This window comes from Pedobacter fastidiosus, assembly GCF_014306625.1.
GTDB classification, from domain to species: domain Bacteria; phylum Bacteroidota; class Bacteroidia; order Sphingobacteriales; family Sphingobacteriaceae; genus Pedobacter; species Pedobacter fastidiosus.
In genome coordinates this window covers 1-25,090 of the sequence record NZ_JACRYL010000004.1, presented here as the reverse complement: position 1 = coordinate 25,090, position 25,090 = coordinate 1, and the positions used below count along the sequence as shown (strand labels likewise).

General features: G+C 36.0%; 26 protein-coding genes. 13 read left to right on the top strand and 13 right to left on the bottom strand.

Annotation, left to right across the window (positions count from 1 at the left end):
- Window positions 1–50: 50 nt before the first annotated feature.
- Complete coding sequence (locus H7U22_RS05135; RefSeq protein ID WP_187070280.1) at window positions 51–257, top strand: hypothetical protein; 207 nt, start codon at window positions 51–53, stop codon at window positions 255–257.
- Window positions 247–570, top strand: a complete 324-nt coding sequence (locus tag H7U22_RS05130) for a type II toxin-antitoxin system RelE/ParE family toxin (RefSeq protein WP_187070279.1) — start codon at window positions 247–249, stop codon at window positions 568–570. Before H7U22_RS05135 ends, H7U22_RS05130 begins: the two co-directional genes overlap by 11 nt.
- Before the next feature lie 56 nt (window positions 571–626).
- On the opposite strand, the gene H7U22_RS05125 is transcribed toward H7U22_RS05130, so the two are convergent.
- The 4 genes from H7U22_RS05125 to H7U22_RS05115 all read right to left on the bottom strand — a co-directional run bounded on the left by H7U22_RS05125 (window position 627) and on the right by H7U22_RS05115 (window position 2,415).
- Window positions 627–1,307: a type 1 glutamine amidotransferase domain-containing protein gene (locus H7U22_RS05125; protein ID WP_187070278.1), complete on the bottom strand. Its 681-nt coding sequence runs from the start codon at window positions 1,305–1,307 to the stop codon at window positions 627–629.
- 76 nt (window positions 1,308–1,383) lie between these two features.
- On the bottom strand, window positions 1,384–1,836 hold the full coding sequence (locus H7U22_RS05120) for a lipocalin family protein (protein WP_187070277.1): 453 nt from the start codon (window positions 1,834–1,836) through the stop codon (window positions 1,384–1,386).
- Window positions 1,837–1,868: 32 nt separating this feature from the next.
- Complete coding sequence (locus tag H7U22_RS23270; protein ID WP_262890353.1) at window positions 1,869–2,087, bottom strand: lipocalin family protein; 219 nt, start codon at window positions 2,085–2,087, stop codon at window positions 1,869–1,871.
- The gene (locus H7U22_RS05115) at window positions 2,029–2,415 is read right to left on the bottom strand and encodes a lipocalin family protein (protein WP_262890352.1); all 387 of its coding nucleotides are present in this window, start codon (window positions 2,413–2,415) and stop codon (window positions 2,029–2,031) included. Before H7U22_RS05115 ends, H7U22_RS23270 begins: the two co-directional genes overlap by 59 nt.
- Before the next feature lie 119 nt (window positions 2,416–2,534).
- On the opposite strand from H7U22_RS05115, the gene H7U22_RS05110 reads away from it, so the two are divergent.
- From H7U22_RS05110 to H7U22_RS05065, 10 genes are all read left to right on the top strand, one after another.
- Window positions 2,535–3,473, top strand: coding sequence for a malate dehydrogenase (locus H7U22_RS05110; RefSeq protein ID WP_187070276.1), 939 nt, complete (start codon window positions 2,535–2,537; stop codon window positions 3,471–3,473).
- A gap of 83 nt (window positions 3,474–3,556) precedes the next feature.
- A complete protein-coding gene (locus H7U22_RS05105; RefSeq protein ID WP_187070275.1) occupies window positions 3,557–3,982 on the top strand; it encodes an aspartyl protease family protein in 426 nt (141 codons plus the stop codon).
- An 80-nt stretch (window positions 3,983–4,062) separates the two neighbouring features.
- On the top strand, window positions 4,063–4,458 hold the full coding sequence (locus H7U22_RS05100; protein ID WP_187070274.1) for a group III truncated hemoglobin: 396 nt from the start codon (window positions 4,063–4,065) through the stop codon (window positions 4,456–4,458).
- 61 nt (window positions 4,459–4,519) lie between these two features.
- Window positions 4,520–5,056 carry an SRPBCC family protein gene (locus H7U22_RS05095; protein WP_187070273.1) on the top strand — a complete coding sequence of 179 codons (537 nt, stop codon included), beginning with the start codon at window positions 4,520–4,522 and terminating at the stop codon, window positions 5,054–5,056.
- Window positions 5,057–5,234: 178 nt separating this feature from the next.
- The gene (locus H7U22_RS05090; RefSeq protein ID WP_187070272.1) at window positions 5,235–5,912 is read left to right on the top strand and encodes a response regulator transcription factor; all 678 of its coding nucleotides are present in this window, start codon (window positions 5,235–5,237) and stop codon (window positions 5,910–5,912) included.
- Entirely contained in the window at window positions 5,913–7,265 is a 1,353-nt protein-coding gene (locus tag H7U22_RS05085) for a sensor histidine kinase (RefSeq protein ID WP_187070271.1), read from the top strand. It begins immediately after the preceding gene.
- Between the two features lie 381 nt (window positions 7,266–7,646).
- Complete coding sequence (locus H7U22_RS05080) at window positions 7,647–8,144, top strand: hypothetical protein (RefSeq protein WP_187070270.1); 498 nt, start codon at window positions 7,647–7,649, stop codon at window positions 8,142–8,144.
- Between the two features lie 23 nt (window positions 8,145–8,167).
- Window positions 8,168–9,094 (top strand): bestrophin family protein, encoded by a 927-nt coding sequence (locus tag H7U22_RS05075; RefSeq protein ID WP_187070269.1) that lies wholly within the window; start codon window positions 8,168–8,170, stop codon window positions 9,092–9,094.
- A gap of 286 nt (window positions 9,095–9,380) precedes the next feature.
- Window positions 9,381–9,902 carry an acyl-CoA thioesterase gene (locus H7U22_RS05070; RefSeq protein ID WP_187070268.1) on the top strand — a complete coding sequence of 174 codons (522 nt, stop codon included), beginning with the start codon at window positions 9,381–9,383 and terminating at the stop codon, window positions 9,900–9,902.
- 69 nt (window positions 9,903–9,971) lie between these two features.
- Window positions 9,972–11,162, top strand: a complete 1,191-nt coding sequence (locus H7U22_RS05065) for a cation:proton antiporter (RefSeq protein ID WP_187070267.1) — start codon at window positions 9,972–9,974, stop codon at window positions 11,160–11,162.
- Between the two features lie 26 nt (window positions 11,163–11,188).
- On the opposite strand, the gene H7U22_RS05060 is transcribed toward H7U22_RS05065, so the two are convergent.
- The 6 genes from H7U22_RS05060 to holA form a co-directional block, all read right to left on the bottom strand.
- Window positions 11,189–11,701: a hypothetical protein gene (locus tag H7U22_RS05060; RefSeq protein WP_187070266.1), complete on the bottom strand. Its 513-nt coding sequence runs from the start codon at window positions 11,699–11,701 to the stop codon at window positions 11,189–11,191.
- A 50-nt stretch (window positions 11,702–11,751) separates the two neighbouring features.
- Window positions 11,752–12,165, bottom strand: a complete 414-nt coding sequence (locus H7U22_RS05055; protein WP_187070265.1) for an EVE domain-containing protein — start codon at window positions 12,163–12,165, stop codon at window positions 11,752–11,754.
- 429 nt (window positions 12,166–12,594) lie between these two features.
- Window positions 12,595–14,868: a catalase/peroxidase HPI gene (gene katG, locus H7U22_RS05050; protein ID WP_187070264.1), complete on the bottom strand. Its 2,274-nt coding sequence runs from the start codon at window positions 14,866–14,868 to the stop codon at window positions 12,595–12,597.
- A gap of 289 nt (window positions 14,869–15,157) precedes the next feature.
- Window positions 15,158–17,728, bottom strand: a complete 2,571-nt coding sequence (locus H7U22_RS05045; protein WP_187070263.1) for a zinc-dependent metalloprotease — start codon at window positions 17,726–17,728, stop codon at window positions 15,158–15,160.
- A 111-nt stretch (window positions 17,729–17,839) separates the two neighbouring features.
- A complete protein-coding gene (locus H7U22_RS05040; RefSeq protein ID WP_187070262.1) occupies window positions 17,840–18,205 on the bottom strand; it encodes a VOC family protein in 366 nt (121 codons plus the stop codon).
- 137 nt (window positions 18,206–18,342) lie between these two features.
- Complete coding sequence (gene holA / locus H7U22_RS05035; RefSeq protein ID WP_187070261.1) at window positions 18,343–19,365, bottom strand: DNA polymerase III subunit delta; 1,023 nt, start codon at window positions 19,363–19,365, stop codon at window positions 18,343–18,345.
- 126 nt (window positions 19,366–19,491) lie between these two features.
- Here holA and H7U22_RS05030 point away from each other — a divergent pair, with 126 nt between their 5' ends.
- Window positions 19,492–19,950 carry a type I restriction enzyme HsdR N-terminal domain-containing protein gene (locus H7U22_RS05030; protein ID WP_187070260.1) on the top strand — a complete coding sequence of 153 codons (459 nt, stop codon included), beginning with the start codon at window positions 19,492–19,494 and terminating at the stop codon, window positions 19,948–19,950.
- A gap of 801 nt (window positions 19,951–20,751) precedes the next feature.
- Here H7U22_RS05030 and H7U22_RS05025 read toward each other — a convergent pair.
- From H7U22_RS05025 to H7U22_RS05015, 3 genes are all read right to left on the bottom strand, one after another.
- The gene (locus tag H7U22_RS05025) at window positions 20,752–21,945 is read right to left on the bottom strand and encodes a Gfo/Idh/MocA family protein (protein ID WP_187070259.1); all 1,194 of its coding nucleotides are present in this window, start codon (window positions 21,943–21,945) and stop codon (window positions 20,752–20,754) included.
- On the bottom strand, window positions 21,946–23,310 hold the full coding sequence (locus tag H7U22_RS05020) for a 3-keto-disaccharide hydrolase (RefSeq protein ID WP_187070258.1): 1,365 nt from the start codon (window positions 23,308–23,310) through the stop codon (window positions 21,946–21,948). It abuts the gene before it with no gap.
- Between the two features lie 96 nt (window positions 23,311–23,406).
- Entirely contained in the window at window positions 23,407–24,762 is a 1,356-nt protein-coding gene (locus H7U22_RS05015; protein ID WP_187070257.1) for a Gfo/Idh/MocA family protein, read from the bottom strand.
- Window positions 24,763–25,090: the final 328 nt, after the last annotated feature.

The window sequence follows — 25,090 nt, the reverse complement described above, 5'->3', positions numbered from 1 at the left end:
CCACGTAATCATTTAATCCAAAATACTTATCTTTATTAAAAATAAAATATATGAAAGTTTTATTAGATGTAAAAGATGAAAAAGCTGATTTTGTAATGGAATTATTGAATCAGTTATCGTTTGTAAAAACAGAAGCAATCAGCATCCGAAAAGCTCAATTTATAAAGGAATTAAAATCCTCTGCAGAGGAAGTGCAATTAGCGAAAAAAGGAAAAATAAAGTTAAAATCTGCCGAAGAGCTTTTGAATGAACTATAATATTGAAGTAACGCACTTCTTTGAAAAACAACTTAAACGCTTAGCTAAAAAGTTTCCATCCTTGAAATTGGAATTTTTAGCATTAATACAATCCTTAAAAGAGAATCCGGAACAGGGGAAATCTCTTGGTAATAACTGCTACAAAATTCGGATTTCAATTGCATCAAAAGGTAAAGGAAAATCTGGCGGTGCCAGAGTTATAACACACTTACAAGTAGTCGAAAGTAAAATATATTTGTTATCAATTTATGATAAATCAGAGCAATCAGAAATCTCGGATAAAGAACTTGACAATTGGCTCAGAATTATTTAAAAAAAGCCGAAATACTTATCGCATTTCGGGCAATTCCACCCGTTTAAATTCTCTTTCTAACCTCTCAAAGTTTTCAAAAGCACTTCTGCTGCTTCTTCTGATGATCCTGGGTTTTGACCAGTAATTAAAAGTCCATCCTTTTTCACATAAGAGCTCCAATCTGCACCCTTACTGTAATGTCCTCCTAATTTTTTAAATTCATCTTCTAGTAAAAAGGGTACAACATCAGTCAGTTTAACGGCTTCTTCTTCAGAATTAGAAAACCCTGTAACTTCTTTACCTTTTACCAGTGGCTCTCCATCGGCAGTTTTTACATTGATTAAAACTCCGGGTGCATGACAAACAAATGCAACGGGCTTATTTGCACCATAAAATTCTTGAATAAGAGAAATAGATTTCTCATCATTCGCTAAATCCCATAATGGCCCATGCCCACCGGGATAAAAAACAGCATCGTAATCCTTTTCATTTACTGAACTCAACTGAACAGTATTGGCAAGAATTTCTTTAAGCTCTTCATCCGCTTTAAATCTTATAGTTGCTTCCGTTTGTGCATCAGGAGCATCACTTTTTGGATCTATTGGTGGTTGACCTCCTTTTGGAGATGCAACTGTAATATCGACACCGTTATCAGCTAAAACGTAATAAGGTGCAGCAAATTCTTCAATCCAAAAACCTGTTTTTTCACCTGTATTTCCCAAATCACTATGGGATGTTAGTACCATTAATACTTTCATTTCTTTTCTTATTTATTAATTTTTATATCAATTTAAATACGTTTTCGTCTCAATCTAAACTGGAACGAAACCTAATCTAAAAATGTTCTTGAGTTACTAATTCACTTACATCATATCCTTTTTCTCTACATCTTTCAATAATATCGACCAATAAATCGGCTTCCATTTTTGGTGCCCTGGCCATAATAAAAAGGTATTTTTCATCTGGATGTCCAACAACTACATAACTGTAATCATCAGCCAATTCGATAATCCAGTAGCCAATTTTAAAAGGCCACAAAAACTGGGCTTTCATGTCGCCATCAGGTTTTTCTGGATCAAAAAAAAGTTTGGAAGTAATCGATTTTTCTTCCGCTTTCCCTTCTTTGTGATAGGTAGTAAACACATCAAAGTGGCCACCATCTACCAGTGTATAGGTTTCTGTTGTTTGTTTCCAATTTTTATCCAAAAGAGTTGGGATAGAATATAGCGAATACCACTTGCCTTCGAAAGCTTTAAAATCAATGTTGGAGATTGGTTTATTTTCCATTTGGTAAAATGTATGTTTATTTTATATCGTTATTAATTATGTTCTTGGCTCACCAGCTTATCAACATCATATCCTATTTGCCTACATCTTTCAACAATAGCGGTCATTAATTTCTGATCCATATTCGGCTTTCTACTCATTATAAAAAGATACTTTTTATCTGGGTGGCCAATTACAACATAACTATAATCATCAGGAAGTTCGATTACCCTGTAACCAATTTTTAATGGCCAAACAAACTGAGCTTTCATCTCCCCCATCTGGATTACCCGAGTAAAAAAATAATTTAGATTTTATAGATTTCTGCTCTGTATTTCCAATTTTATAATAGGTAGTAAACACATCGAGGTGGTCATCTTTCAAGGTATAATTTTCTACAGTTTTACACCATTTTTTATCTAGAGCAGTTGGTATGCTCGTTAAAGAATACCATTTACCTTGAAAATTTTTAAAATTAATTTTCGCTATAGCTTTGTTTTCTATAACATTAATTTGAGGAAGAATGGTGAATGAAGTTAAGAGAGCACTTGAAAACAAAAGAATTAGCAAGCACAAAAATTTGAAGTTCTTTAATTTCATAAATTGGTTTCCTATTATAACAGTTTGATAATTATAAAGTTTTGAAAAGCATTTTTTAAGCTTATATTTATTTTTAACTTCGATTGATAATTAACAACAGCAAACCAAAATTTAGAAATATGAAAGTAACGGTTGTAGGTGCAGGCGCAGTTGGCGCAACTTGTGCAGATAATATTGCCCGTAAAGAATTAGCTAACGAACTTGTTTTGTTGGATATTAAAGAGGGTTTTGCCGAAGGTAAAGCCATAGATATGATGCAGACCGCAACCCTTTTAGGTTTCGATACAAAAATTATCGGTGTTACTGGCGATTACAGTAAAACAGCTGGTTCTGATGTTGTTGTAATCACTTCAGGCTTACCACGTAAACCAGGAATGACGCGTGAAGAGTTGATTGGAATTAACGCCGGCATTGTTAAAGGTGTTGCCGAAAATATATTAAAATTTTCTCCAGAGGCGATCATTATTGTGATTAGTAACCCAATGGATACCATGACTTATTTGGCACTAAAATCTCTTGGACTTCCGAAAAACCGCATTATTGGTATGGGTGGAACTTTGGATAGCTCACGTTTCAAATTTTACTTATCGCAGGCTTTAGATTGCAATCCAAATGATTTGCAGGGCTTCGTAATTGGTGGCCATGGTGATACAACTATGATTCCTTTAACGCGTTTAGCTACTTACCAAAGTTTGCCAGTGAGTAATTTATTAGACAAGGCTACTTTAGATAAAGTTGCTGCTGATACCATGGTTGGTGGCGCCACTTTAACTGGATTAATTGGAACTTCTGCGTGGTATGCACCAGGTGCGGCAGGCGCAGCTTTGGTTGAAGCCATATTACGCGATGAGAAAAAACTATTTACCTGCTGTGTTTCTTTAGAAGGAGAATATGGTCAAGAAGATATTTGCTTAGGCGTTCCAGTAATTATCGGCCGCAGTGGTTGGGAAAAAATCATCGACTTTAAACTCACGGAAGAAGAACAAACTGCATTTAACAAAAGTGCTGATGCCGTTAGAAATATGAATAGTGTACTGGCTGAAATGAAATTAGTTTAAAAACAAAAAACTCACCAATTTATGCACCCAACTCAGCTGTTCTAAGTTGTATTAGGTGGTGAAAATTTTGATAAAATCATTAAATGAAGTCAATTTCAATTCCATTAAAACTTATAAATTTACAAGATGACGGTTTCCACCTATTGGTGGAAATTGTTGTTTTTAAGCAGAAGCATTTTGCTGTTTTAGATACAGGCGCATCAAGAAGTGTGTTCGATAAAGGGTTAATAGAAAGCCATCTTTCAGAAACGCTTCATGTTTCTGATGAAATTAATGCAGCAACACTTTTTACTACAACTACAACTATCCAGGCCACTATTCCTGAGCTTAAAATCGGAAAGCTAAAGCTAAAAGATTACGAAACCGTAGCCTTTGATCTTCAATCGGTTAGCGATACTTATCAGCAGTTTGGCCACCCCCCTATTATGAGCATTATTGGTGGCGATATTTTAATGAAGTTTAAAGCCCTGATTAATTATGATACGATGGAACTTATATTATCAAAATAGCAGGCGATTATGATGATGATCACTTTCTTTTATTGTTGATTTAAGATCTTTGTCTCGCTATAAAATTAAATCCAATTGTAATGAAAGTCGATATTAACAATAGATCTGATATCATTTTATTAGTCGATTCCTTTTACACCAAAATTCAGCAGAACCTTACCATAGGACCGATATTTACCGATGTTGTTAAAGTAGATTGGAAGCACCACTTACCTAAAATGTACGATTTTTGGGAAAGTATTTTGTTCGGCAAAGCCATTTACAAAGGCAACCCAATGCTTAGCCACTTTGCTATAAATGAGAAGGCACCTTTACATGAGAAAGAGTTTGATACTTGGAAGAAGATTTTTTTCGAAACCGTTGATGAATTGTTTGAAGGAGAAAACGCATCAACAATTAAGCAAAAGGCTCAATCTATTGCAGATTTAATGCATTTTAAGATTAATAGCCCTCAACCAAAGATTAAAATCATTTAAAAAATATTCTTTTGATTTGCGTTGCTTTCTTTATAGATTTAGATAACCAAACAAATCAAATATGAAATTTTTAAGAATCTTAATTGGAATTATTGTCGTTTTGGCGGTAATTTTTTTCGGAGGAAGTTTATTCCTTCCCAAAACCTATTCTGTAACCAGAAGTGCGGTAATTAAAGCATCAGACAGTACCATTTACAAAAACATTGCAGATTTTAACGAATTCTATAAATGGAATCCCTGGGCAAAAATGGAACCGACTGCAAAAACAAAAATAAGCGGAACCGTAGAACAACCAGATCATTTGTATGAATGGGAAGGAAAGGAAACCGGATCGGGATACATGAAAATTGTTAAGGTTGAGCCAAATAAAATGGTAGATATTGAGCTTAAATTTTTAAAACCGATGGAAAGTTTAGCAGATACCCGTTTTGATATCGAAAAATCTGGTGATGGAAATAAAGTTATCTGGAGCATGAGCGGTGAAAACGAAACTGCTTTTAGCAAATGGTTCGGCTTTTTGGCTATGGATAAAATGATTGGCAAAGATTTCGAAAATGGCCTTCAATATTTAAAGGAAAAATCAGAAAAACCTAATTAAATATCGTGGTAAAATAATGATCAGCCTCTTGAATTTATTTTCAAGAGGCTTTCTTTTTAGCTCATTTTCAAGGATTTTCAAACAATTGTGTCGGCTGTGCGTTAAAAAAGCATTAAATTTCAAATTAGTCTGATCTGAAATTTTGTATTTCCCCTATTTTTAGATTACTTGCCAATAGATGAATTTATTACTCGTAGAAGACGAACCTAATGTGGTGTCTGTAATTTCAAGAGGATTAACAGAAGAAGGTTTTAAGGTTAGCATTGCGCCCGATGGTTTAATTGGCGAACAAATGGCTAAGAATAATCACTTTGATTTAATTATTATGGATATCATGCTCCCTGGACTTAATGGTTTAGAGCTTTGTAAAATCATCAAAAATGAGAAACCAAATACACCAATCATCATGCTAACCGCACTCGGAACAACAGAAAATGTTGTTAACGGGTTGGATAATGGTGCAGATGATTACTTAATAAAACCCTTTAAATTTGCCGAACTTTTCGCTAGGATTAGAACTTTAATAAGGCGATATAGTGGTGTTGTTAGCAACGATCAAATTATTAATATTGCTGATTTGCAGATTAATATAACTGCAAAAAGTGTTCAGCGCAACAATAATGATATTGTACTTACCGCTACAGAATATCGTTTATTGGAATATATGGCCAGAAATAAATCGAAAATATTATCAAGAATAGATATTCTAGAAAATGTTTGGGATATTGATTTTAATCTCGGCACCAACGTGGTTGATGTTTATGTAAATTACCTTCGTAAAAAGGTTGATAAGAATTCCGATCAAAAGCTGATCCATACGGCTGTTGGACTAGGCTACGTTTTAAAAGAGAAATAAATGCAGATTGCCAAGAAAATAACCTTATTGTTTGCCATTTTATCTGCTATAATCATTTCCTTATTAAGTGGTTTTGTTTGGTACTTTTCTAATGATTTCGCTTTCGAAGATTTTTACAAACGATTAGAAGCTCGGGTTAATATTGCGGCGCAAATACGGCTTTACAAGGATGGCAACAATGATGTTTATGCTAAAATGCGTAATCAATATCTAGAGCGTTTACCATCAGAAAAAGAATTTATTATTGAGGCTGGTAAGGTGCAAGAGAAGGTAAACCGTGAACTTCCGGCAAGTTTTTACGAAAAGATTAATGCAGGTTTCATGGCAAGATACCGTGTTGATAATCATTTCTATGCAGGAAAATTTTTTAATAATTCTCAAAAAGGTTATGTCGTAATTGTTTCGGCCAATGATCCTTTTGGTTTTAGGGAGTTGAAGGATCTGCAAAGAATTCTCATTATTGGTTTTTTCCTTTCCGTTATATTATCATTTGTAGTGGGTTGGAAATTTTCGAATTACATGCTGGTGCCTTTAAGAAACATTATTAAAAGTGTTAAGAAAATTAAGGCAGAAAATCTTCACTTACGGTTAGATGTTAAAAAAGGAAGCGATGAAATGTCTGAGCTTGCGCAAACTTTTAACAACATGCTTAACCGATTGGAAACTGCTTTCGAAACTCAGAATAATTTCATCAGCAATGCATCTCATGAGTTAAGAACGCCATTAACCATAATTAGTGGAGAAGTGGAATTGGCAATGAAAGCCAAGGATGATGCCGAAAAACAACATAAAGCACTTTCCAAAATTAAAGATGAATCGGAAAGATTAGAACATATTTTAACCAGCTTATTAGGTTTGGCGCAATCTGGTTTTAATGGCAAAAACCAACCTCGAGAAGAGGTTAGAATGGATGAATTGCTTTGGGAAATTAAACAATCTGTTAATCAGGTTCATCCAGACAGCTTAATCGAAATTGATTTTGGAACTTTGCCAGAAGATGAGGAACAGCTTACATTAAAGGTGAATAAAAACTTAATTAAGCTCGCCATCTCTAACATTGTAAGCAACGCCTGTAAATACTCTAACAACAATCCTATAAGCATAAATTTAGAAAGTAAAGGAAATATTCTTTCCATTGCCGTTACAGATAAGGGTATTGGAATTCCACAAAGTGATATTCAGCACATTTTCGAACCATTCTTTCGGGCATCAAACACCAACGAATTTAAAGGTTATGGCGTAGGTTTACCATTATCCTTAAACATCATTCGTTTGCACCGAGGCAGTATCGGGATAAAATCTCAAGAAGGCGTCGGCACAGAAATTAAGATTATCCTCCCAATAAATATTTAGTTCATTAGTCATTAGTTCAATAGTCATTGGTTCATTGGTCATTAATCATTGGTTATTAAGCTATTACTATTAGTCATTGCTTATTTGTTAGCCAATGGGTTACTAATGAACAACTGACCAATGAACCAGTAAACACCCCTATTTATTGCTTATTTATTGGCCAATGGGTTACCAATAAACAACTGACCAATGAACCAGTGAACACGCCTATTTATTGCTATTTGTTAGCCAGTGGGTTACCAATGAACAACTGACCAATGAACCAGTGAACTTTATTAAAATTCTAATCTCATTTTAATCTCGTTCTTATTTCGCTATAATAACATCAAGGTAAACTTGTATAAATAATTTATTAATAAAATATTTAAATAAGAAACACCTATGAAAACGATATTAATTCCGACCGATTTTAATCTAGAAAGCACAAAAATTATTGATGCATTAGTTAACGATCAACCTAAAGAAAGCTTAAAAATTATTTTTATTCATGCTTTTAAATTATCAGATTCTATTACAGATATGTTAATGTTGAGCAGAAGAAGTCGCGATTACGAAAATGTTAGCGATGCCTTTTATGAAAAACTAAATCAATATAAAGTTCAATATTCTGATCAGGTTCAAACCATAGGAATAGAATATTTTTATGGAAGTACGGTTTCGGCCTTCAAAAATTTTATCGATGCTTTTGATGTTGATTGCATTGCTTATCCGAAGAATTACAATTTCAGTCCGATTAATAAATTCAGTATCGATCCAAAATATTTAACAGAACGAGCTGGTTGTGAAGTTATTCAGTTAGATACAAGTGCTGTACATACACCAGAAAACTTGATTGAAACTAGAATTCATGAAACTCAGTTGGAAAAAGCAAACGCTTAATTAATTACGAAAAACTTTATATTATGCTGTTACGAAATAATATTCCACTCACCTATATTTTTGGTAAAATAAAGAAAGAACTCTTTTTTGTTATTGCATATTCGCTTGGCATTGTAGTTCTATACCAAAATTTTCATGTTACACGTATCTCAATTCCAGTAGCTGTACCGGCATTATTGGGAACAATTATATCTCTTTTATTGGCATTTCGTTCTAACCAGGCATACGATAGATGGTGGGAGGCAAGAATTATCTGGGGTTCCATAGTTAATGATTCAAGAACCCTCTCCCGCCAGATATTGTACCTTGTAGAAAACACTTATGGTTCAGAAGAAATTGAAGCTTTTAAAGCAAAATTTGTAAAACGCCAAATTGCCTGGTGTTATTCGCTAAGTCAATCTTTAAGAGGTTTTAGTCCCTATAAAGGATTGGAAAGGTATTTAACCGAAGAAGATATGCTATTTATTAAAAGGCACCGCAATGTTACGGTTTCTATATTGGAACTTCATGCAATGGATTTGAGAAAAGCCTTGAATGAAGGCTGGATTAATCAATATCAACAGATAGAAATTGATAAAACGTTAACCGCTTTATGTAACCACATGGGTGGATCGCAAAGAATAAAAAACACCATTTTCCCAGTTACTTACAGCAAGTACATCAATATGTCGATCCATTTATTCATCGTTTTATTGCCTTTCGGATTAATTGAATATTTTGGATATATGGAAGTTCCATTGGTTGTTGCCATAGCTACATTTTTCTTATTGGTTGAGAAAATGGCAGTTCACCTTCAAGATCCATTTGAAAATAAACCTACAGATACACCTACAACAACGATTTGTAGAAATATAGAATGTGATTTATGCCAAATGCTGGATGATAATAAATTGTACGAGGATAAGCCTCAAACAGAACTTGCACCAGTTGGCTCGTATTATATTCTGTAATTATTTTTTGACTTTTAAGATTTGACAACTTTCTTTCCTATTTGAAATTGAAGTTGTCAAATCTAAACCATGAAACACCTTTTTTGATCAATTGGGGAAACTTACTTTAAAAGCTTTTGAGATTTGACAACTTTCTTTCCTACTTGCAATTAAAGTTGTCAAATCTAAACTGTGAAACACTTATTTTTCATAAACGGAGAAAGCGCTCCTTCTTCACAACTCAATAAAACTTCGCTAGCTGTTTATGCTGTTTTAACCCACATTTTATTTACTTTTGCGCTCGATTATGAGTCTTAAAAAGAAATTTGCTAGAGAAAGTTTTACAATAATGAACGAATTGGTATTGCCAAACGATACCAATACACTAAACAATTTAATGGGTGGTCGTTTACTGCATTGGATGGATATTGCCGCCGCAATTTCAGCTCAAAAACATTGCAATCGTATCGTTGTAACCGCATCTGTAGATAACGTTTCTTTTAAACACCCCATTAAACTGGGCGATGTAATTACAATCGAAGCCAAAGTAACTCGTGCTTTTAATACATCTGTAGAAGTTCGCTTAGATGTTTGGGCAGAAAATATTCCAAGTGGTGCCCGCCAAAAAAGTAATGAGGCCTATTACACTTTCGTAGCGGTTGATCAAAGTGCACGTACTATTCCTGTTCCCGAACTTACTCCAGAAACACCAGAAGAGTTTGAACTTTTTCATGGTGCATTAAGACGCAGACAATTACGTTTGGTTTTAGGCGGAAAAATGCATCCTGATGATGCAAATGAACTTAAAGCACTTTTCTTTAAAGCATAATTTTTACAAAAAATTTCATACTCATTAGGATGATTGTGTTATTTTAGCGATTAACAATACGCTGAAAACATGACAACTTATACCATCCTTATCATTTTAAGCGGATTAGTGATTTTCTCTTATCTGTTTGATTTAGTGGCCAGTAAAACCAAAATACCTTCGGTTTTATTATTGCTTTTATTGGGTATCGGCTTAAGATTATTGATTGATAATTTAAAAATCCACACGTTTAATTTCCTAACTATTTTACCAACTTTGGGTACTGTTGGTTTAATTTTAATCGTTTTTGAAGGCTCACTAGAACTGAAGTACGATAAGCAGAAAAACACCATTATAAAAAGTGCATTCCTATCGGCACTAACTATTTTATTGGCTACTGTTTCGGTAATTACTTTTATTATCTTTCAAATTACGCACAAAGATTTATACACCTGCATTGCCAATGCCATTCCATTTAGTGTAATCAGTTCGGCTATTGCTATCCCTTCTGCAGCCGCACTAAATAAGAGCAACAAAGAATTTGTAATTTACGAATCTTCGTTTTCTGATATTCTAGGCATCATCATCTTCAATTTTGCAATCACCAATCCATCTATTTCTACTTCATCGTTTATTAGCTTGGGTTTAAGTACATTTCTTATTATTTTACTCTCTGCAATTGCCTGTATCGTTCTTTTATACATTATGGGCAAACTTGTTCACCATATAAAATTCTTTCTGATTATTTCGATTCTAATTTTGGTTTATGCCATTGGCCAATCTTATCATTTATCTTCGTTAGTGTTAATTTTGAGTACGGGTTTGTTTCTTAACAATGCAGATACCATTCAGAACGCATGGTTTAGGAGTGTTTTTTTATACAAAAACTTAACTGCCGATTTATCTCAGCTTTATCAACTTTCAGCAGAAAGTGCTTTCATTTTAAGAACCTTTTTCTTTGTAATTTTTGGTTTTACGATGAACATCTACGAACTAAATGATCAGCCTGTACTTGCCAATGGTTTCTTTATCCTAGCTTCCATTTATGCAATTCGATTTATTTGTCTGAAATTCTTTAAAAAGGAGAGCCTTGCACCAATAATATATATAGCACCACGGGGATTAATCAGCATATTATTATACTTTAATTTGCCGGCTTCATTAAAAATCCCTGAAGTTGGTCCATCGTTTCTGTTTTTAGTTGTACTAGGATCGAGCATCGTTATGACATTGGGAATTGCCTTTAGCAATAGAAAAAAGGAAGAAACGATTACGGTTTAATTTTGTAGATAATCTTCCTATCGATGTTATGGTTTATCAATATAAAAGGCTTTAGAATATTTTTCGAGCTTTTGATACTCGCTAGCAAAAACCTGTGGATCTTTATTAATCCTCAACATTAATTTATTTGATCTTAATTCTGCAATTAAACCATAAGTTGTACCAACTACTGCACCCAATGTGGTTATGGCTAAAAAACCAACAAGTTGATCGTCTGATGCAATTCCATTATCAAGAAATGCCAGAGAACCAATCGCTGCCCCAGAAACCGTCCCGTATAAAAGACCTTGCGAAGTAGTTGTACCCTTTTTCTTTAAACGAATACTGATGATATTTTTAGATTTGATAATTAAGTAATTGCCATAACCATCATTAATTGCAACTCCCTCTGCTGATATTTTTTCTAGGGTTCCTTTTTGCGTACCCAAAGAATCTGTAACTACTTTTACCTGGTAATTTATAAATTCTTGAGCCTTACTTTCTTTTACAATTAGGCAAGCAAAGAAAACAATAAGAACTGTAACTATTGTAATTTTCATTTGGAGCGTGTTGAAAATATTAAACTATTCAATTGAGAGAGATAATAAGATTAGCTTCCCATTTCCAAAATTTTATCAAATTCCTCAGCTTTTAATGGCATTACAGATAAACGACCTTGACGAACCAAAGAAATATCCGCTAGGCTTTCTTCAGCCTTAATTTGCTCTAAAGAAACTGGATTTTTTAATGCTTCTACCGGAGAAAGATCAACGACTACCCAATTGGCATCATCCGTTGTTGGATCTTGGTAAAACTCTCTAACCACTTTAGCAATTCCGACAACGTTTTTGCCTTCATTACTGTGGTAAAAAAGAACCAAATCACCTTCTTTCATTCCTTTGAGATTATTCCTCGCTTGGTAATTTCGAACGCCATCCCAAAAGGTGCGACCATCTTGATTAAATTTTTCCCAACTGTATTTAAAAGGCTCAGACTTTACTAGCCAATATTGTGTTTTTTGCATCTTTAAAGTGGTTTATAAGCGGTTTTTTAGGCGATCGTTGACAAAACCGTTAACACTCCGCTGTGCATACGATTTAAACTTTCAAAGTTAAAGCAGTATGGAACAACTAGTGCCATATCACAGTCCGAAAACATTTCATCAAGGAGTGAAATGGAGTTCAATCTGCCGATCCCCGCAAAAATAACACATTCGAACAAACCTTTCATATATTTTTATTTACCAAATCCAGACAGTTTATAGTTAATCCTATTCTTAAGAAAAAAGATGATACTCATGTAAATAAAATGAGCTCGATAAAATATCGAGCTCATTAAAAATAATTTATTTTTATATTGTTCAACTTAAGAATTAACTTCAGATTCGAATTCTTTTTATAATCCAACTAGTTATTGTTGAACAGCAATATTTAATACCTTTCAGGATTTGTTCCTAGTGATGTAAGTCAAACCTATCCAAGTTCATTACTTTAACCCACGCTTTTACAAAGTCATTTGCAAATTTTTCATTTGCATCATCACTTCCATAAACTTCAGCAATTGCTCGTAGTTCGGCATTTGAACCAAATACAAGGTCTGCACGAGTAGCAGTCCACTTTGGCTGACCAGTCTTACGGTCACTACCTAAATAAACTTCATTTTCAGCAGATGTAGCCTTCCAGGTGGTATTCATATCTAATAAATTCACAAAGAAGTCATTAGTAAGCTGTCCCGGTTTTTGAGTTAAAACACCATTTTTGGAACCATCAAAATTAACATCGAGCCCACGTAACCCACCAACCAAAACCGTTAATTCGGGGGCTGTTAGGTTAAGCAAGTTTGCTTTATCAATGAGCAATTCTTCTGTAAAAGCGGATACTTTAGCTTTCTTATAATTTCTAAAACCATCTGCAAGTGGTTCTAAATAGCTAAAAGATTCAATATCTGTTTGTTCTTGTGAGGCATCCATACGACCAGGACTAAAAGGAACTGTCAAATTTTGACCAGCATCTTTAGCTGCTTTTTCAACGGCAGAAGAACCGGCGAGAACAATTAAATCGGCCAGTGAGATTTTTTTACCATCAGCCTGTCCGCTATTAAAGTCTGCTTGTATACCTTCCAAAACGTTTAAAACTTTTTGCAACTGCGGAGGATTATTCACTGCCCAATCCTTTTGAGGCGCTAATCTAATTCTTGCGCCGTTGGCTCCGCCACGTTTATCTGAACCTCTGAAAGAAGATGCTGAAGCCCATGCAACAGAAACCAATTCCGAAACACTTAGGCCTGTTTCTAAAACTTTTGCTTTCAGAGAACTTATCTCAGCTTCGCCAATTAATGGATGATTAACTGCAGGAATAGGATCCTGCCATAACAATTCTTCTTGCGGAACATCTGCACCGAGGTAGCGTGAAACTGGTCCCATATCCCGATGTGTTAATTTAAACCATGCACGAGAAAATGCGTCGGCAAAGGCTTCTGGATTTTCAAGGAAGTGTCTCGATATTTTCTCATACTCAGGATCAAACCTCAACGACAAATCTGTAGTTAGCATTGTTGGTAAATGCTTTTTGCTCGCATCGAAGGCATCTGGAATAATTGCATCTGCATTTTTGGCTTTCCACTGGTGCGCACCTGCCGGACTTTTAGTTAGTTCCCATTCAAATCCAAATAAGTTTTCGAAGAAATTGTTACTCCATTGTGTTGGCGTTGTGGTCCAAGTTACTTCAAGTCCACTCGTTATCGTATCCGCACCTTTTCCGGAACCGAAACTGTTGTTCCATCCAAAGCCCTGACTTTCCATACCCGCAGCCTCAGGTTCTTTACCCACATGATCTGCCGAAGCAGCACCATGCGTTTTACCAAAAGTATGTCCACCAGCAATTAGCGCAACGGTTTCCTCATCGTTCATCGCCATTCGCCCAAACGTATCCCTAATGTCTTTAGCAGCGGCTAGAGGATCTGGATTTCCATCAGGCCCTTCTGGGTTTACATAAATTAAACCCATTTGAACTGCTGCCAGTGGCTTTTCTAGCTTACGAGTATGGATATCGCCATCTGCATCATCATCACTTACCAATACACCATGGCCCTCTACTCCTTCCGAACCGTGAGCATAACGGATATCGCCACCCAGCCACGTTTTTTCCGAACCCCAATACACCGCTTCATCTGCCTCCCACACATCTGCACGACCTCCAGCGAAGCCAAAAGTTTTAAATCCCATGGATTCCAAAGCGATATTTCCGGCAAGAATCATTAAATCTGCCCATGATATTTTTCGGCCATATTTCTGTTTGATTGGCCAAAGCAACCTTCTAGCCTTATCTAAGCTTACATTGTCTGGCCAACTATTCAATGGCGCAAAACGTTGCAAACCTGCTCCAGCACCACCACGACCATCACCCACACGATAAGTTCCTGCACTATGCCAAGCCATTCTTATAAATAAACCTCCGTAATGTCCGAAATCTGCAGGCCACCAATCTTGCGAATCTGTCATCAAGGCATGTAAATCAGTTTTCAAAGCCTCTAAATCTAGACTTTTAAAAGCTTCACTGTAATTAAAATCCTTATCTGGATTTGATAATGGAGAATTCTGCCGTAAAATATTTAATTTTAATTGATTGGGCCACCAATCGTTATTTCTTGTTCCGCCTCCACCAACGTTTTGCTTTAAGCTTCCATTATGAAAAGGGCATTTACTGATGTCATTTGAATCATTTTCCATTTTAATATCTATTATATTTTGGTTATAACTTTAATTTATTTGATAACATAAAAATAGTCTAAAATGAGTGGCAATAACAATCATAAAAGTTTATAACCACATAGTTAAAATCTATTATGGAAAAAACAAGCCATTCTATTCTTACATAATCGCTGTTGAAGAATCTTTTAGGTTTAAACACATATCGATACTTAAATTTACTACTTAGCTTCGATTAATAAAATGAAATGGCTTTAAAATAAAAAAGCGCCCCAATGTTGGAGCGCTTTAAATCTTTAATCCTTTTTGACTAATCTTTTTTAGAATCCAAAGCAGATTCGATCCGATCAGAAAGATCTTGTAAATGATATTTGCTTAAACCTGTTGCAGTATTTGCGCTCGTTTTAATCATTGTATCAAGTTCTTTCAATTGTCCTTTAACCACAGAAAGTACATCGCTTTGCGCTGCTGTAATGCCAGGTTGCAAAGTTGCACCTCCTCTTCCACCACCAAAAACTACATTTGCAGCTGCTGCTGGAGCGGGTTTAAGGATAGAAATTAACTTATCTACGTAAGATTTTTGAAGGTTTCTTCTATACACATCAATTGCTTGATTAGATTTTAACTCTGTAAAAATAGAACCATTTAAATCAGAGAATAAATCGGTTATTTTGTAAGCCGATGCACCATCCGCAGCTTCTGCAGAAATAAGCTTAGTTAAAGTATTGGTAGATAGCAATCTGCTAATCGTTGTGTTTTGTAATCGACCCACAACTTCTAGCCCATCCGCATCAATATTATCTAAAATAGGCTTGTTAATTAACCACATTGGGGTTTTAAAAAGCTGTACATCTAAAAATGTCATAGCTTCTTTTTGGGTTGATGCAGGTGTACGTTCGTAAACTTCTCCGGCTTGCTCTACCGTTTTAGGGTTTTCGTAAACACCACCAATATTCTTGGCAACGTGCCCCATATAACGACCAAACTGAGTGGTTAACTGACCATACATATTCGATAAATTATCATAACCATCGGCAGGCTCTTTTGTCCAAGCAGGTAGGTTAGTTAAAATAACCTTAAGGTTTTTAATACCGTAAGTACTGGCAACCATTGCATTATCGGATAAGTCTTCGTTTTGCGAATGTGGATCATCTGCATTGGTTTCTGTACCAAACCATAATCTGCGATTTTTGGCAGATTCAATCACCATTTTATTCAACACTGGAACGTCGGCAGCTGGTGTTTTTGTATCAGCAAAATACTTATAACCCCATTCAATTGCCCATTTATCATAATCGCCAATACGTGGATATAAACCTTTTGAAGTGATATTATCTTCTGGTTGTGCTACATAATTAAAACGAGCATAATCCATAATTGATGGTGTATGTCCGTTGGCTTCTACCCATTTCTTATCACGTAAATTTTCTACAGGAACAGTAGAGCTTGAGCCATAATTATGGCGTAAACCTAGTGTATGACCAACCTCATGCGAAGAAACAAAACGAATTAAATCGCCCATTAATTCATCACTGAAAGTCATTTTTCTTGCTCTTGGATCTACCGCAGCTGTTTGAATCATGTACCAATCATGAACCAATTTCTGCACATTGTGAAACCAATTGATGTGGCTTTCCATAATTTCGCCACTTCTTGGATCGGAAATACTTGGTCCGCTGGCGTTGGCAATTTCTGATGGTTTATAAACGATAGCCGAATGACGGGCATCATCGATACTCCAAGTAGAATCTTGAGCAAAAGTTGGTGCTTCCTTCGCCATAATTGCATTTTTGAAACCAGCTTTTTGAAATGCCTTTGCCCAATCGTTTACGCCTGCTTTTAAATATGGAATCCATTTTTTCGGCGTTGCCGGATCAATGTAAAACACGATTGGTTTAATCGGTTCTACCAATTCGCCGCGTTTGTATTTGGCCAAATCTTGAGGTTTTGGCTCTAACTTCCAACGTTTAATTAATTCTATATCTTTAACGCCTTGTGGATTAAGATCAAAATCGGTGTAACCAACTGCGAAGTACCCCACTCTTGGATCGAAATAACGAGCTTTCATAGGCACTTTTGGTAAAATAACCAATGAAGTATTTAATTCGATAGTGGAAGAACCCGAAGCTGCGCCACCTCCGCCCATACTTGGCGCAGCAGCACCAAATGGTGATGGAGCCGCCGTTTGTGAATAGGTTTTTACGGTATTAATTTCAACATTGGTTGGAAAGCTTCTTAAGCTTTGAATGTAGCTTCTATCTGCAAGTTGTGCACCAAGTCTAAAACGGGTTTTAGCCATTGGCGAACTGAAATAAAAGATATCATTATCGCTGTTTAAATAATCGGTAATGTCGATTACACTTCCTTTTTTATCAGGTGTAAAAGCTGCAATATTAAAGGAAGCAGCAATAGCTTGGATATTCGAATTTTTTAGAGATTGGTACATAGATGTTGTACTATCTGGACCATAAGTTTTGTAACTTATTTTACGCATGAAAATGCGGTTGTTCGGTCCTTTCTCAAAACGAATTACGGCACTTCCAATTTGATCGCCAGCATAACCTTGAGCATCTCTAACATCAGAACCTGATTTTGAAATCCGGCTCACCACTAAAATATCTCTTCCTAAGGTTGTATCAGCAATTTCGAAGAAAAATTTATCCTCGATTTTATGCGTGGTAATCATGCCTTTTCGGGTAGATGCTTTATTGGTAATTACCTGATCGTAAGGTTTTGGTTGTGCTCTAATTCCCGAACCCAAAGCAGCGCCTGGTGTTCTTCTTGTAGAGTCGGTTGGTGCGCCTCCTCCTTGCCTTACCTGTGCTTGAGCAAAGGTAATAGCAGAAACAGCCACGAAAATGGTGAGTAGTTTTTTCTTCATAACAAATTAGGTGATTTATAAAGCGTAAATATATGATAGAGGCGATCTTACGTTACGATTTATGCAATAACTTTATAGTTACAAAGTAAAATTTTCTATTGAATTAAAAATTTAGTGTGGTAAAGAAAATTCGGGGTTTTCGATTAATCCAATTACGTTTCCAAATGGATCGAAAATACTGCCAACCCAAATCGGTCCGCCAACATTATTAGGCGCTTCGTGAATCTCCACTTCAAGTGATTCAAAACGGGCAAAAGTTTCTTTAATATCTTTAACGCCCCAATAGGTTGTAGAATGATTACCGTTACTAAAACCAGAATCATCTGGATCTAAACCCAATTCGAAACCACCAACATTGTAACCCACATAATAGGGTTCATCAAAATAAGGTTCAATTTCGAATACTTTTTTATACCATTCCTTCGCAGCTTCTAAATCGCCAACGTAATAAACTATTGTTCTTAATCCTTGTAGCATGGTTATTGGTTAAATGTTAAAGTTGGGTAATTGGTTAATTGACGGTAAAATAGTTAGGCAACTGTTTGGTTAAATTGATTAATCGGTTAATTGGTAGCTAAGCTATTAAACAATTTAACGCTTTATCAATTCCCCAACTAATGGATCATCTTAAAAACCAGTTCTTTCAAAAGTTCGCCATCCTCTACATTTCCGGTACTGTCTAAACCTTTACTTTTTAAATCATATTCCCGTAATAAGCTCATCACTTGGAAAACTTTTCCTGTGTTGTAGTTTCTGGCGGCAACTTCATAGTCCTTCACAAAAAATGGTGGAATTCCAAGAGCCGATGCAGCCTCAGCTTTATTTGGTAGATAATGGTACCTTAAAATTTTGGCAAAATAACCACCCAAATTTGCCAAAACCATAACGGTAGGATTGGCTTTCGGATTGCTGGCAAAATAGTTGATTATTTTATTACATTTTAAAACATCGCGAATGGCAAGCGCCTTTTGCAGTTCGAAAACGTTATATTCTTTACTTATTCCGATGTTTTTTTGAACAAGATCTGTGTTGATTACAACATCTTTCTGAATGTTCAACATCAGTTTTTCAATCTCGTTAGAAATCTTCGAAAGATCGGTCCCCAAATATTCTGCCATTAAAGCGGAAGCTTGCTGATCGATTTTATAACCTTTTTCTTTTACAAAATCTTCAATCCATGGCACCAATTTATAATCGCGAACCAAATCAGATTGAAATATTAAACCGCTTTTGCTAATGGCTTTATAAATCTTTTTACGCTTATCGAAATTTGCATATTTAAATGCCAAAACCAAAATGGTACTGGGTAATGGTTTCTCAAAATAGTTGAGTACAAATTCTGCCTCCTTGCTATTTCCTTCTTCTTTTGCCCACTTTAAATCCTGCGCCTCCTTAACTATTACAACCTGATAATCAGACATCATTGGATATCGCTTTGCGGCCCCCAAAACCGTAGCCATATCCGTATCTTTTCCGTAAAGAACCGTTTGATTAAAGCCTTTTTCGGCGTCGCTCAACAATTTATCTTCAATATAATCTGTTACTTGGTCGATATAATAAGATTCTTCGCCATGCAACAAATACACAGGCTTAAATTTTCTAGCTTTAATATCTTTAATAATTTCGGCAGCAGTCATTGCCGTAAAATTACAATTTAGCTTTTAGGATTTAGGTAAATGTTTATAAACAATATTAACTTTGGCTGTTAATAATTGCTGCACTGTTTTATTGCGGAATTGTTGACTGAAAACTGCCCATTTAAGATGTTCAAACCAACCCCGCTTAATCTACCACCCTATCCCTTTAAAATTACGCAAAAGGAGGATGTAGTTTTCATTTTCGATGAGCTTAGAAAAAAACATTTGGTACTAACGCCGGAAGAATGGGTTCGTCAGCATTTTATACAAAACCTAATTTCAGCAAAGAAATTTCCGAAAACCCTAATTCAAATTGAGGGAGGCTTGGTTTTAAATCAATTACAAAAACGCAGCGATATTTTGGTTTACAATACCGCAGGGGAAAAGTTGATGTTAATTGAATGCAAAGCCCCAAAAGTTAAGATCACACCATCGGTTTTTGAACAGGCTTCACGGTATAATTCCATTCACCAAGCGAAATGGATTGTGCTTACCAATGGTTTGCAACACGTTTACGCTAAAATGGATTTGGAAAAAGGCAGTTTTGTTTTTAGGGAGGAAATGCCGAATTATTTGGATTTATAAGTTTTTGGAAAGCAATTTCAGTGGTAGATAACTTGGTTTAGTCCCGCTCTTTGTTCTTTCCGGTGAAAAACCGGAACCACTCCGATCGGGTTTTAAGTGGCGTAGCAAGCAATGCTATTTGGGGTTGCAAACTGCAAAACAAGAATATTAATTATTTGAGCTTTGACAACTTTAGTAGTGACATAGAAAAAATTTGTCAAAGCTGATGAATACTAAACATCATACTATTTCTTCAAATATTAATTATGAATAGGTATCCAGATACACTTCCATTCACCAAGCGAAATGGATTTGGACAGAGGCAGTTTTATTTTTAGGGAGGAAAAGCCGAATTATTTGGATTTATGAGTTTTTGGAAAGCAATTGCATTGGTAAATAGCTCGGTTTAGTCCCGCTCTTTGTTCTTTCCAGTGAAAAACCGGAACCACTCCGATCGGGTTTAGGTGGCGTGGCAAGCAATGCTATTTGGGGTTGCAAACTGCAGAAAAAATATTGAGATGGAAACAATGCACTGTTTCGGTTCGCGAGGACAAGAACCAAAGTGCAAGCATTTTTTTTACATTTTTTTATCCGTCATGCCTGAAAAACTTCAATAGTTGCACAGTCTTGTCCACCTAAACCTGATTGGAATGGAAATCTTTTTTGGTAGCTGTTCCGACGAGGTTATCCTACCATTCACAAAAAAATTGCAGAGTAAAGCAGGAACAAACTAACCTAAATTTGTTGCCAATGCTTTCCAAAAAAAATGAGCTTTGACAAATTACTAGTGACATAGGGAAAATTTGTCAAAACTGATGAATACTAAACATCATACGATTTCTTCCAATATTGATTATTACCTGAATAAATGGCCTCGTTGCACATTGCCACGCAAATTGCAGCCTGCGTACCCGTATTTATATTCGAAGCGGGTTCTTTATTAGTTGTAACAGATTTATAAAATTCTTCTAAGGCATAATTCGTTCCATCCAAAGTCGCTTTATCTAAGATTGGGATTCCGCCATCTTTATTGACAACGATTTTTGTCGCTCCACTTACGCCATCAACAATCCCCAAATCCTTTTTTGCACTTTCTTCCGGGTAAAATAAACCTGTATTCGTTAATAGAGAAACTGAACCTTTTGTGCCTTTAATTTTGAAAAGATAGCCATCATGCGCATTGCCACAAGTTGCTCCGAAATTGCCGATCATGCCCTTCTCATTGTAACGAAGTACGGCTTGAATGTTATCGTAGGTTTCGCGACCATCCTTAAAAATATCAATTCCGCCAGAACCCATAATTTCTGTAGGTTGGGTTTCGAAAGCCCAATTAATAAAATCTATTTGATGTGATAAAAGTTCGGCGGCCAATCCGCCAGAATATTCTTTATACATCCGCCAATTGATTTTTCTTTCTAATGATGGATCAGGAACTGCTCTGCGCCAATTGCCATTTCTATCCCAGCGACAATCTATTTGAGAAACCTTCCCCAAATAACCGCTTTGAATCATATCCTTAACCTTAAAGTAGAGTGGCGAATATCGATATTGATAACCAACCTGAAAAATCTGCTTTGGATGTTGAGTAACTATTTTTTTCAGTTCTAGCGCTTGAGCGATATTATAAGTCATGGTTTTTTCCAGATAAACATGCTTACCCGCTAAAACGGCGTCTTTGGCAATGTGAAAGTGCTCGCTTAAAGGCGTTGCAATAAAAACAGCATCAATTGCTTTATCATCTAAAATTTGACGGTAATTTTTAACCGCTCTTGCATCTGCAGGAACATATTTCTCCGCTTCTTTAAGTCTAAAATCTAGTAAATCGCAATATGCTTTAATCCTGTATTTACTTGGCATAGATTTAATTACAGAAAGTACACCTTTGCCTCGATCACCACATCCAATCATGGCTACGTTGATAATCTGATCTGAATATAAACCGGCCAAAACCTGATTACCAACCAATAAACCAGAACTCAGCAAAGCTGATTTTTTAACAAACGAACGACGATGCATTTATAATGTTTTGATTTTAATAGTCCTGAAATCGACCTTATTTCCATGATCTTGAAGTAAGATATGACCTTTTGGTGCCTCGCCAAAGTTTTTCCAATCTTTGTATTTACTAATTGCAACCAATTTTTTAAACTCTTCCGAACCACGAACATACTCTAAAACCTTTACGCCATTTAAGTAATGCTCTACCTTATTGTTTGGATAAACTATTAAGCGGGCATTGTTCCAGCTCCCGATTGGGCGAAGGTAGCGAGGTTCCTTTTTAGCCGTCATTAAATCGTACAAAGATGCCAAAGTACGGTTTCCATCCCTTCCCAATTTTGCATCAGGATGCAAAACATCATCCAAAACCTGATATTCTAAACCAATTGCCGAACCTGTGTTCTTTTCTTCGAGTGTTACAAAATATTTCACTCCACTATTTGCACCTGGCGTAAGTTTAAATTCGAACGACATATCAAATGCAGAAAACTCTTCTTTAGTTACAATATCACCTCCGTTTGTAGATTCTGCACCGCCAGATGGTTCTACACTGATTACACCATCTGCAATCTTCCAGCCTTTGGCGGGAAATTCTGTTTTGTAAGCACCAATCCAACCCGTGTTACTTTTACCATCGAAAAGCAATTTATAACCTTCCGATTTTTCGTAAGATGATAAAGTATTTGGCGTTAAATTAACCGTATAAATTCCCTTGGGAAATGCTTTGGATTTTAATCCTTCGGTTTGAATATTGATGTTTTTGAAATATACTTTCCTTCCATCATTGCCCAATTCATTACCAATGCCATGTACCTGCAAACCTATAAAACCCGACTGATCTAAAGTATCAATTACATAAGCAACCGGTGTTCCGTTTACCCAAGTTTTAGTTTCGTTCCCAATACATTCAATTTTATAATGGTTAAACTCATTCTTTTTATATAACGATTTTGCCGATGGATTTAGCTCCAAAGGATAAAGCCACAATCTTCTAGCTTCATCATAAACGCCACCTGTCCAAGCTCTTGCAGTTGGATCAATTTCTATTTGTCTGCCAAAAACCAAACCTTTCCCATTGTTTCCTTCAGGTTTGATATGGCTTCGGGTTTGAATTCCAGAGTTGGTGGTTTCTCCCTCTAATTTTACATCTAGTTCGAGAATAAAATCGCCGTATTCTTTTTCGGTAATTAAGAAAGAATTGGGAGTGCCTTTTGTCATGGTTCCTACGATTGCTCCATCTTCAATTTTATATGGTGCAGCACCAGCAACGGCTTTCCAACCGGTTAGGGTTTTGCCATCAAATAACGGTTTTGCTTTTTGCGCAGCTGCTGATAAACTAATTAAGGAAAGGGCTAGAATACTATATTTTTTGATTTTTAACATGGTTGATTTATTTCTTTATCGTCATTGCGAGGCACGAAGCAATCTTAATGCGGTCGGATATAGATTGCTTCGTGCCTCCCAATGACGAGTTTGCTACTAATATTTAAAAACTTTTCCGTTTGCGATTACTTCTTGCTTACTTTCATCAAAAATTGATTTTGCACCAGTTCTTACCGCAGCATTCGTCATGATGTTAGCTATTGAATGCGAATAACCAGCTTCTACGGGAGCATTTGGTGTTTTGCGACTTCTAACACATTCCATCCAATTTCTCATGTGGCCAGAAGTTAGCGCATCGCCACCCATATTTGCACCTGTTGCAGCTTTTATTTCCGTTTTACTCAAATCAAATTCGGGTAAAAGATTAGCTTTCATGCCCATTGCTGATGCTTCTTGCTGTCTTAATCCACCTTTCGGAGAAACTTTATTGGTAATCAAATTTAACTCCCCACCATTTGAATAATAAACTTCACCAACATCGCCCACACTATTTTGCATTCTTGATGTGAAGGTAACCTGGAATCCATCTTCAGAATTTGGCTGACCATAATCGAAAACTGCAACCATAGAATCCCAGTTCCTGCGACCATCTTTCCATGTATAAATTCCGCCGTTAGCCACTACACTTCGTGGGTGTTTTAAATTGGTAAACCAGTGAACGGTATCTATTTGATGCGACATCCATTGGCCAGGCATCCCCGAAGAATAAGGCCAGAACAACCTATATTCCAAATATTTTCTTGGATCAAAATTTTCGAAAGGGCGATTTAATAGAAAACGCTTCCAATCGATATCTTCTTCTTTTAATTTAGCAACTAAATCTGGTCTGCGCCAACGCCCTGGCTGGTTTACATTCCAAACCAAATCTACGGCTGTAATTGGCCCAAATTTTCCATCTTGAATGTATTTTGCTGCATTTTGATAGTTCTCCCCACTCCTACGTTGTGAGCCAATCTGAATAATTCTATCACTTGCCTTAACTGCTTTTAGTGCTGCTTTGGCATCGTCCATAGTTTCTGCAAAAGGCTTTTCTACATATGCATCGCAACCACCTTTAACTGCTTCAATTAAATGCAAGGCATGTTGAAAATCTGCCGTACTGATAATCACGGCATCAAGATCTTTGGTTGCATAAAGCTCTTCGTTATTTCTGCAGGCTTTAATATCATGACCAAATTTTTCCTTTAAATGGGCAATCCCTAAATTCCTTCTATAACTCCATAAATCTGAAAGACCAACCACATCAAAATTTAATTCTTTGTTGTGATTTAAGAAACAAGGTAATAACGTGTCTTTAAAACGATCAGAAAACCCAACAACACCAACTCGTACACGATCATTCGCCCCGATAATTCTGCCATAACTTTTGGCGCTCATCCCCATTGTGCCAACGTAAGTTGCTGCCGTGAATATTGCAGATTGCTTAATGAATTTTCTTCTGGAATTTTCCATAGAATAAATAGGTTTAGATTAGGTTAGAAAAGCTCATAACGTTAAACGATTTATCATTGCTTAACAATGCCAAAATAGGGTTTTTAGTTGATAGATTTAATGGGTTTTGGTAACAATTTAGAAACCTCACCCTGTGAAAGCAAGAAGTTATTGCGGATTTAGTGCATCCCTATTCTTGAAGAGAGGGGAATAAGGATTGTGGTTTGAACCAAGGCTTATAAACCTTGCCAACACACTCGTCATGCTGAATGTAGTTCAGCATCTTGATTGCAAAAACACCTCACCCTGTGAAAGCAAGAAGTTATTGCGGATTTAGTGCATCCCTATT

Excerpts from the sequence above, each read along its gene's own strand:
- H7U22_RS05135 (WP_187070280.1), top strand. The coding sequence starts at position 51 with ATGAAAGTTTTATTAGATGTAAAAGATGAAAAAGCTGATTTTGTAATG.
- H7U22_RS05130 (WP_187070279.1), top strand. The coding sequence starts at position 247 with ATGAACTATAATATTGAAGTAACGCACTTCTTTGAAAAACAACTTAAA.
- H7U22_RS05125 (WP_187070278.1), bottom strand. The coding sequence starts at position 1,307 with ATGAAAGTATTAATGGTACTAACATCCCATAGTGATTTGGGAAATACA.
- H7U22_RS05120 (WP_187070277.1), bottom strand. The coding sequence starts at position 1,836 with ATGGAAAATAAACCAATCTCCAACATTGATTTTAAAGCTTTCGAAGGC.
- H7U22_RS23270 (WP_262890353.1), bottom strand. The coding sequence starts at position 2,087 with ATGAAAGCTCAGTTTGTTTGGCCATTAAAAATTGGTTACAGGGTAATC.
- H7U22_RS05115 (WP_262890352.1), bottom strand. The coding sequence starts at position 2,415 with ATGAAATTAAAGAACTTCAAATTTTTGTGCTTGCTAATTCTTTTGTTT.
- H7U22_RS05110 (WP_187070276.1), top strand. The coding sequence starts at position 2,535 with ATGAAAGTAACGGTTGTAGGTGCAGGCGCAGTTGGCGCAACTTGTGCA.
- H7U22_RS05105 (WP_187070275.1), top strand. The coding sequence starts at position 3,557 with ATGAAGTCAATTTCAATTCCATTAAAACTTATAAATTTACAAGATGAC.
- H7U22_RS05100 (WP_187070274.1), top strand. The coding sequence starts at position 4,063 with ATGAAAGTCGATATTAACAATAGATCTGATATCATTTTATTAGTCGAT.
- H7U22_RS05095 (WP_187070273.1), top strand. The coding sequence starts at position 4,520 with ATGAAATTTTTAAGAATCTTAATTGGAATTATTGTCGTTTTGGCGGTA.
- H7U22_RS05090 (WP_187070272.1), top strand. The coding sequence starts at position 5,235 with ATGAATTTATTACTCGTAGAAGACGAACCTAATGTGGTGTCTGTAATT.
- H7U22_RS05085 (WP_187070271.1), top strand. The coding sequence starts at position 5,913 with ATGCAGATTGCCAAGAAAATAACCTTATTGTTTGCCATTTTATCTGCT.
- H7U22_RS05080 (WP_187070270.1), top strand. The coding sequence starts at position 7,647 with ATGAAAACGATATTAATTCCGACCGATTTTAATCTAGAAAGCACAAAA.
- H7U22_RS05075 (WP_187070269.1), top strand. The coding sequence starts at position 8,168 with ATGCTGTTACGAAATAATATTCCACTCACCTATATTTTTGGTAAAATA.
- H7U22_RS05070 (WP_187070268.1), top strand. The coding sequence starts at position 9,381 with ATGAGTCTTAAAAAGAAATTTGCTAGAGAAAGTTTTACAATAATGAAC.
- H7U22_RS05065 (WP_187070267.1), top strand. The coding sequence starts at position 9,972 with ATGACAACTTATACCATCCTTATCATTTTAAGCGGATTAGTGATTTTC.
- H7U22_RS05060 (WP_187070266.1), bottom strand. The coding sequence starts at position 11,701 with ATGAAAATTACAATAGTTACAGTTCTTATTGTTTTCTTTGCTTGCCTA.
- H7U22_RS05055 (WP_187070265.1), bottom strand. The coding sequence starts at position 12,165 with ATGCAAAAAACACAATATTGGCTAGTAAAGTCTGAGCCTTTTAAATAC.
- katG (WP_187070264.1), bottom strand. The coding sequence starts at position 14,868 with ATGGAAAATGATTCAAATGACATCAGTAAATGCCCTTTTCATAATGGA.
- H7U22_RS05045 (WP_187070263.1), bottom strand. The coding sequence starts at position 17,728 with ATGAAGAAAAAACTACTCACCATTTTCGTGGCTGTTTCTGCTATTACC.
- H7U22_RS05040 (WP_187070262.1), bottom strand. The coding sequence starts at position 18,205 with ATGCTACAAGGATTAAGAACAATAGTTTATTACGTTGGCGATTTAGAA.
- holA (WP_187070261.1), bottom strand. The coding sequence starts at position 19,365 with ATGACTGCTGCCGAAATTATTAAAGATATTAAAGCTAGAAAATTTAAG.
- H7U22_RS05030 (WP_187070260.1), top strand. The coding sequence starts at position 19,492 with ATGTTCAAACCAACCCCGCTTAATCTACCACCCTATCCCTTTAAAATT.
- H7U22_RS05025 (WP_187070259.1), bottom strand. The coding sequence starts at position 21,945 with ATGCATCGTCGTTCGTTTGTTAAAAAATCAGCTTTGCTGAGTTCTGGT.
- H7U22_RS05020 (WP_187070258.1), bottom strand. The coding sequence starts at position 23,310 with ATGTTAAAAATCAAAAAATATAGTATTCTAGCCCTTTCCTTAATTAGT.
- H7U22_RS05015 (WP_187070257.1), bottom strand. The coding sequence starts at position 24,762 with ATGGAAAATTCCAGAAGAAAATTCATTAAGCAATCTGCAATATTCACG.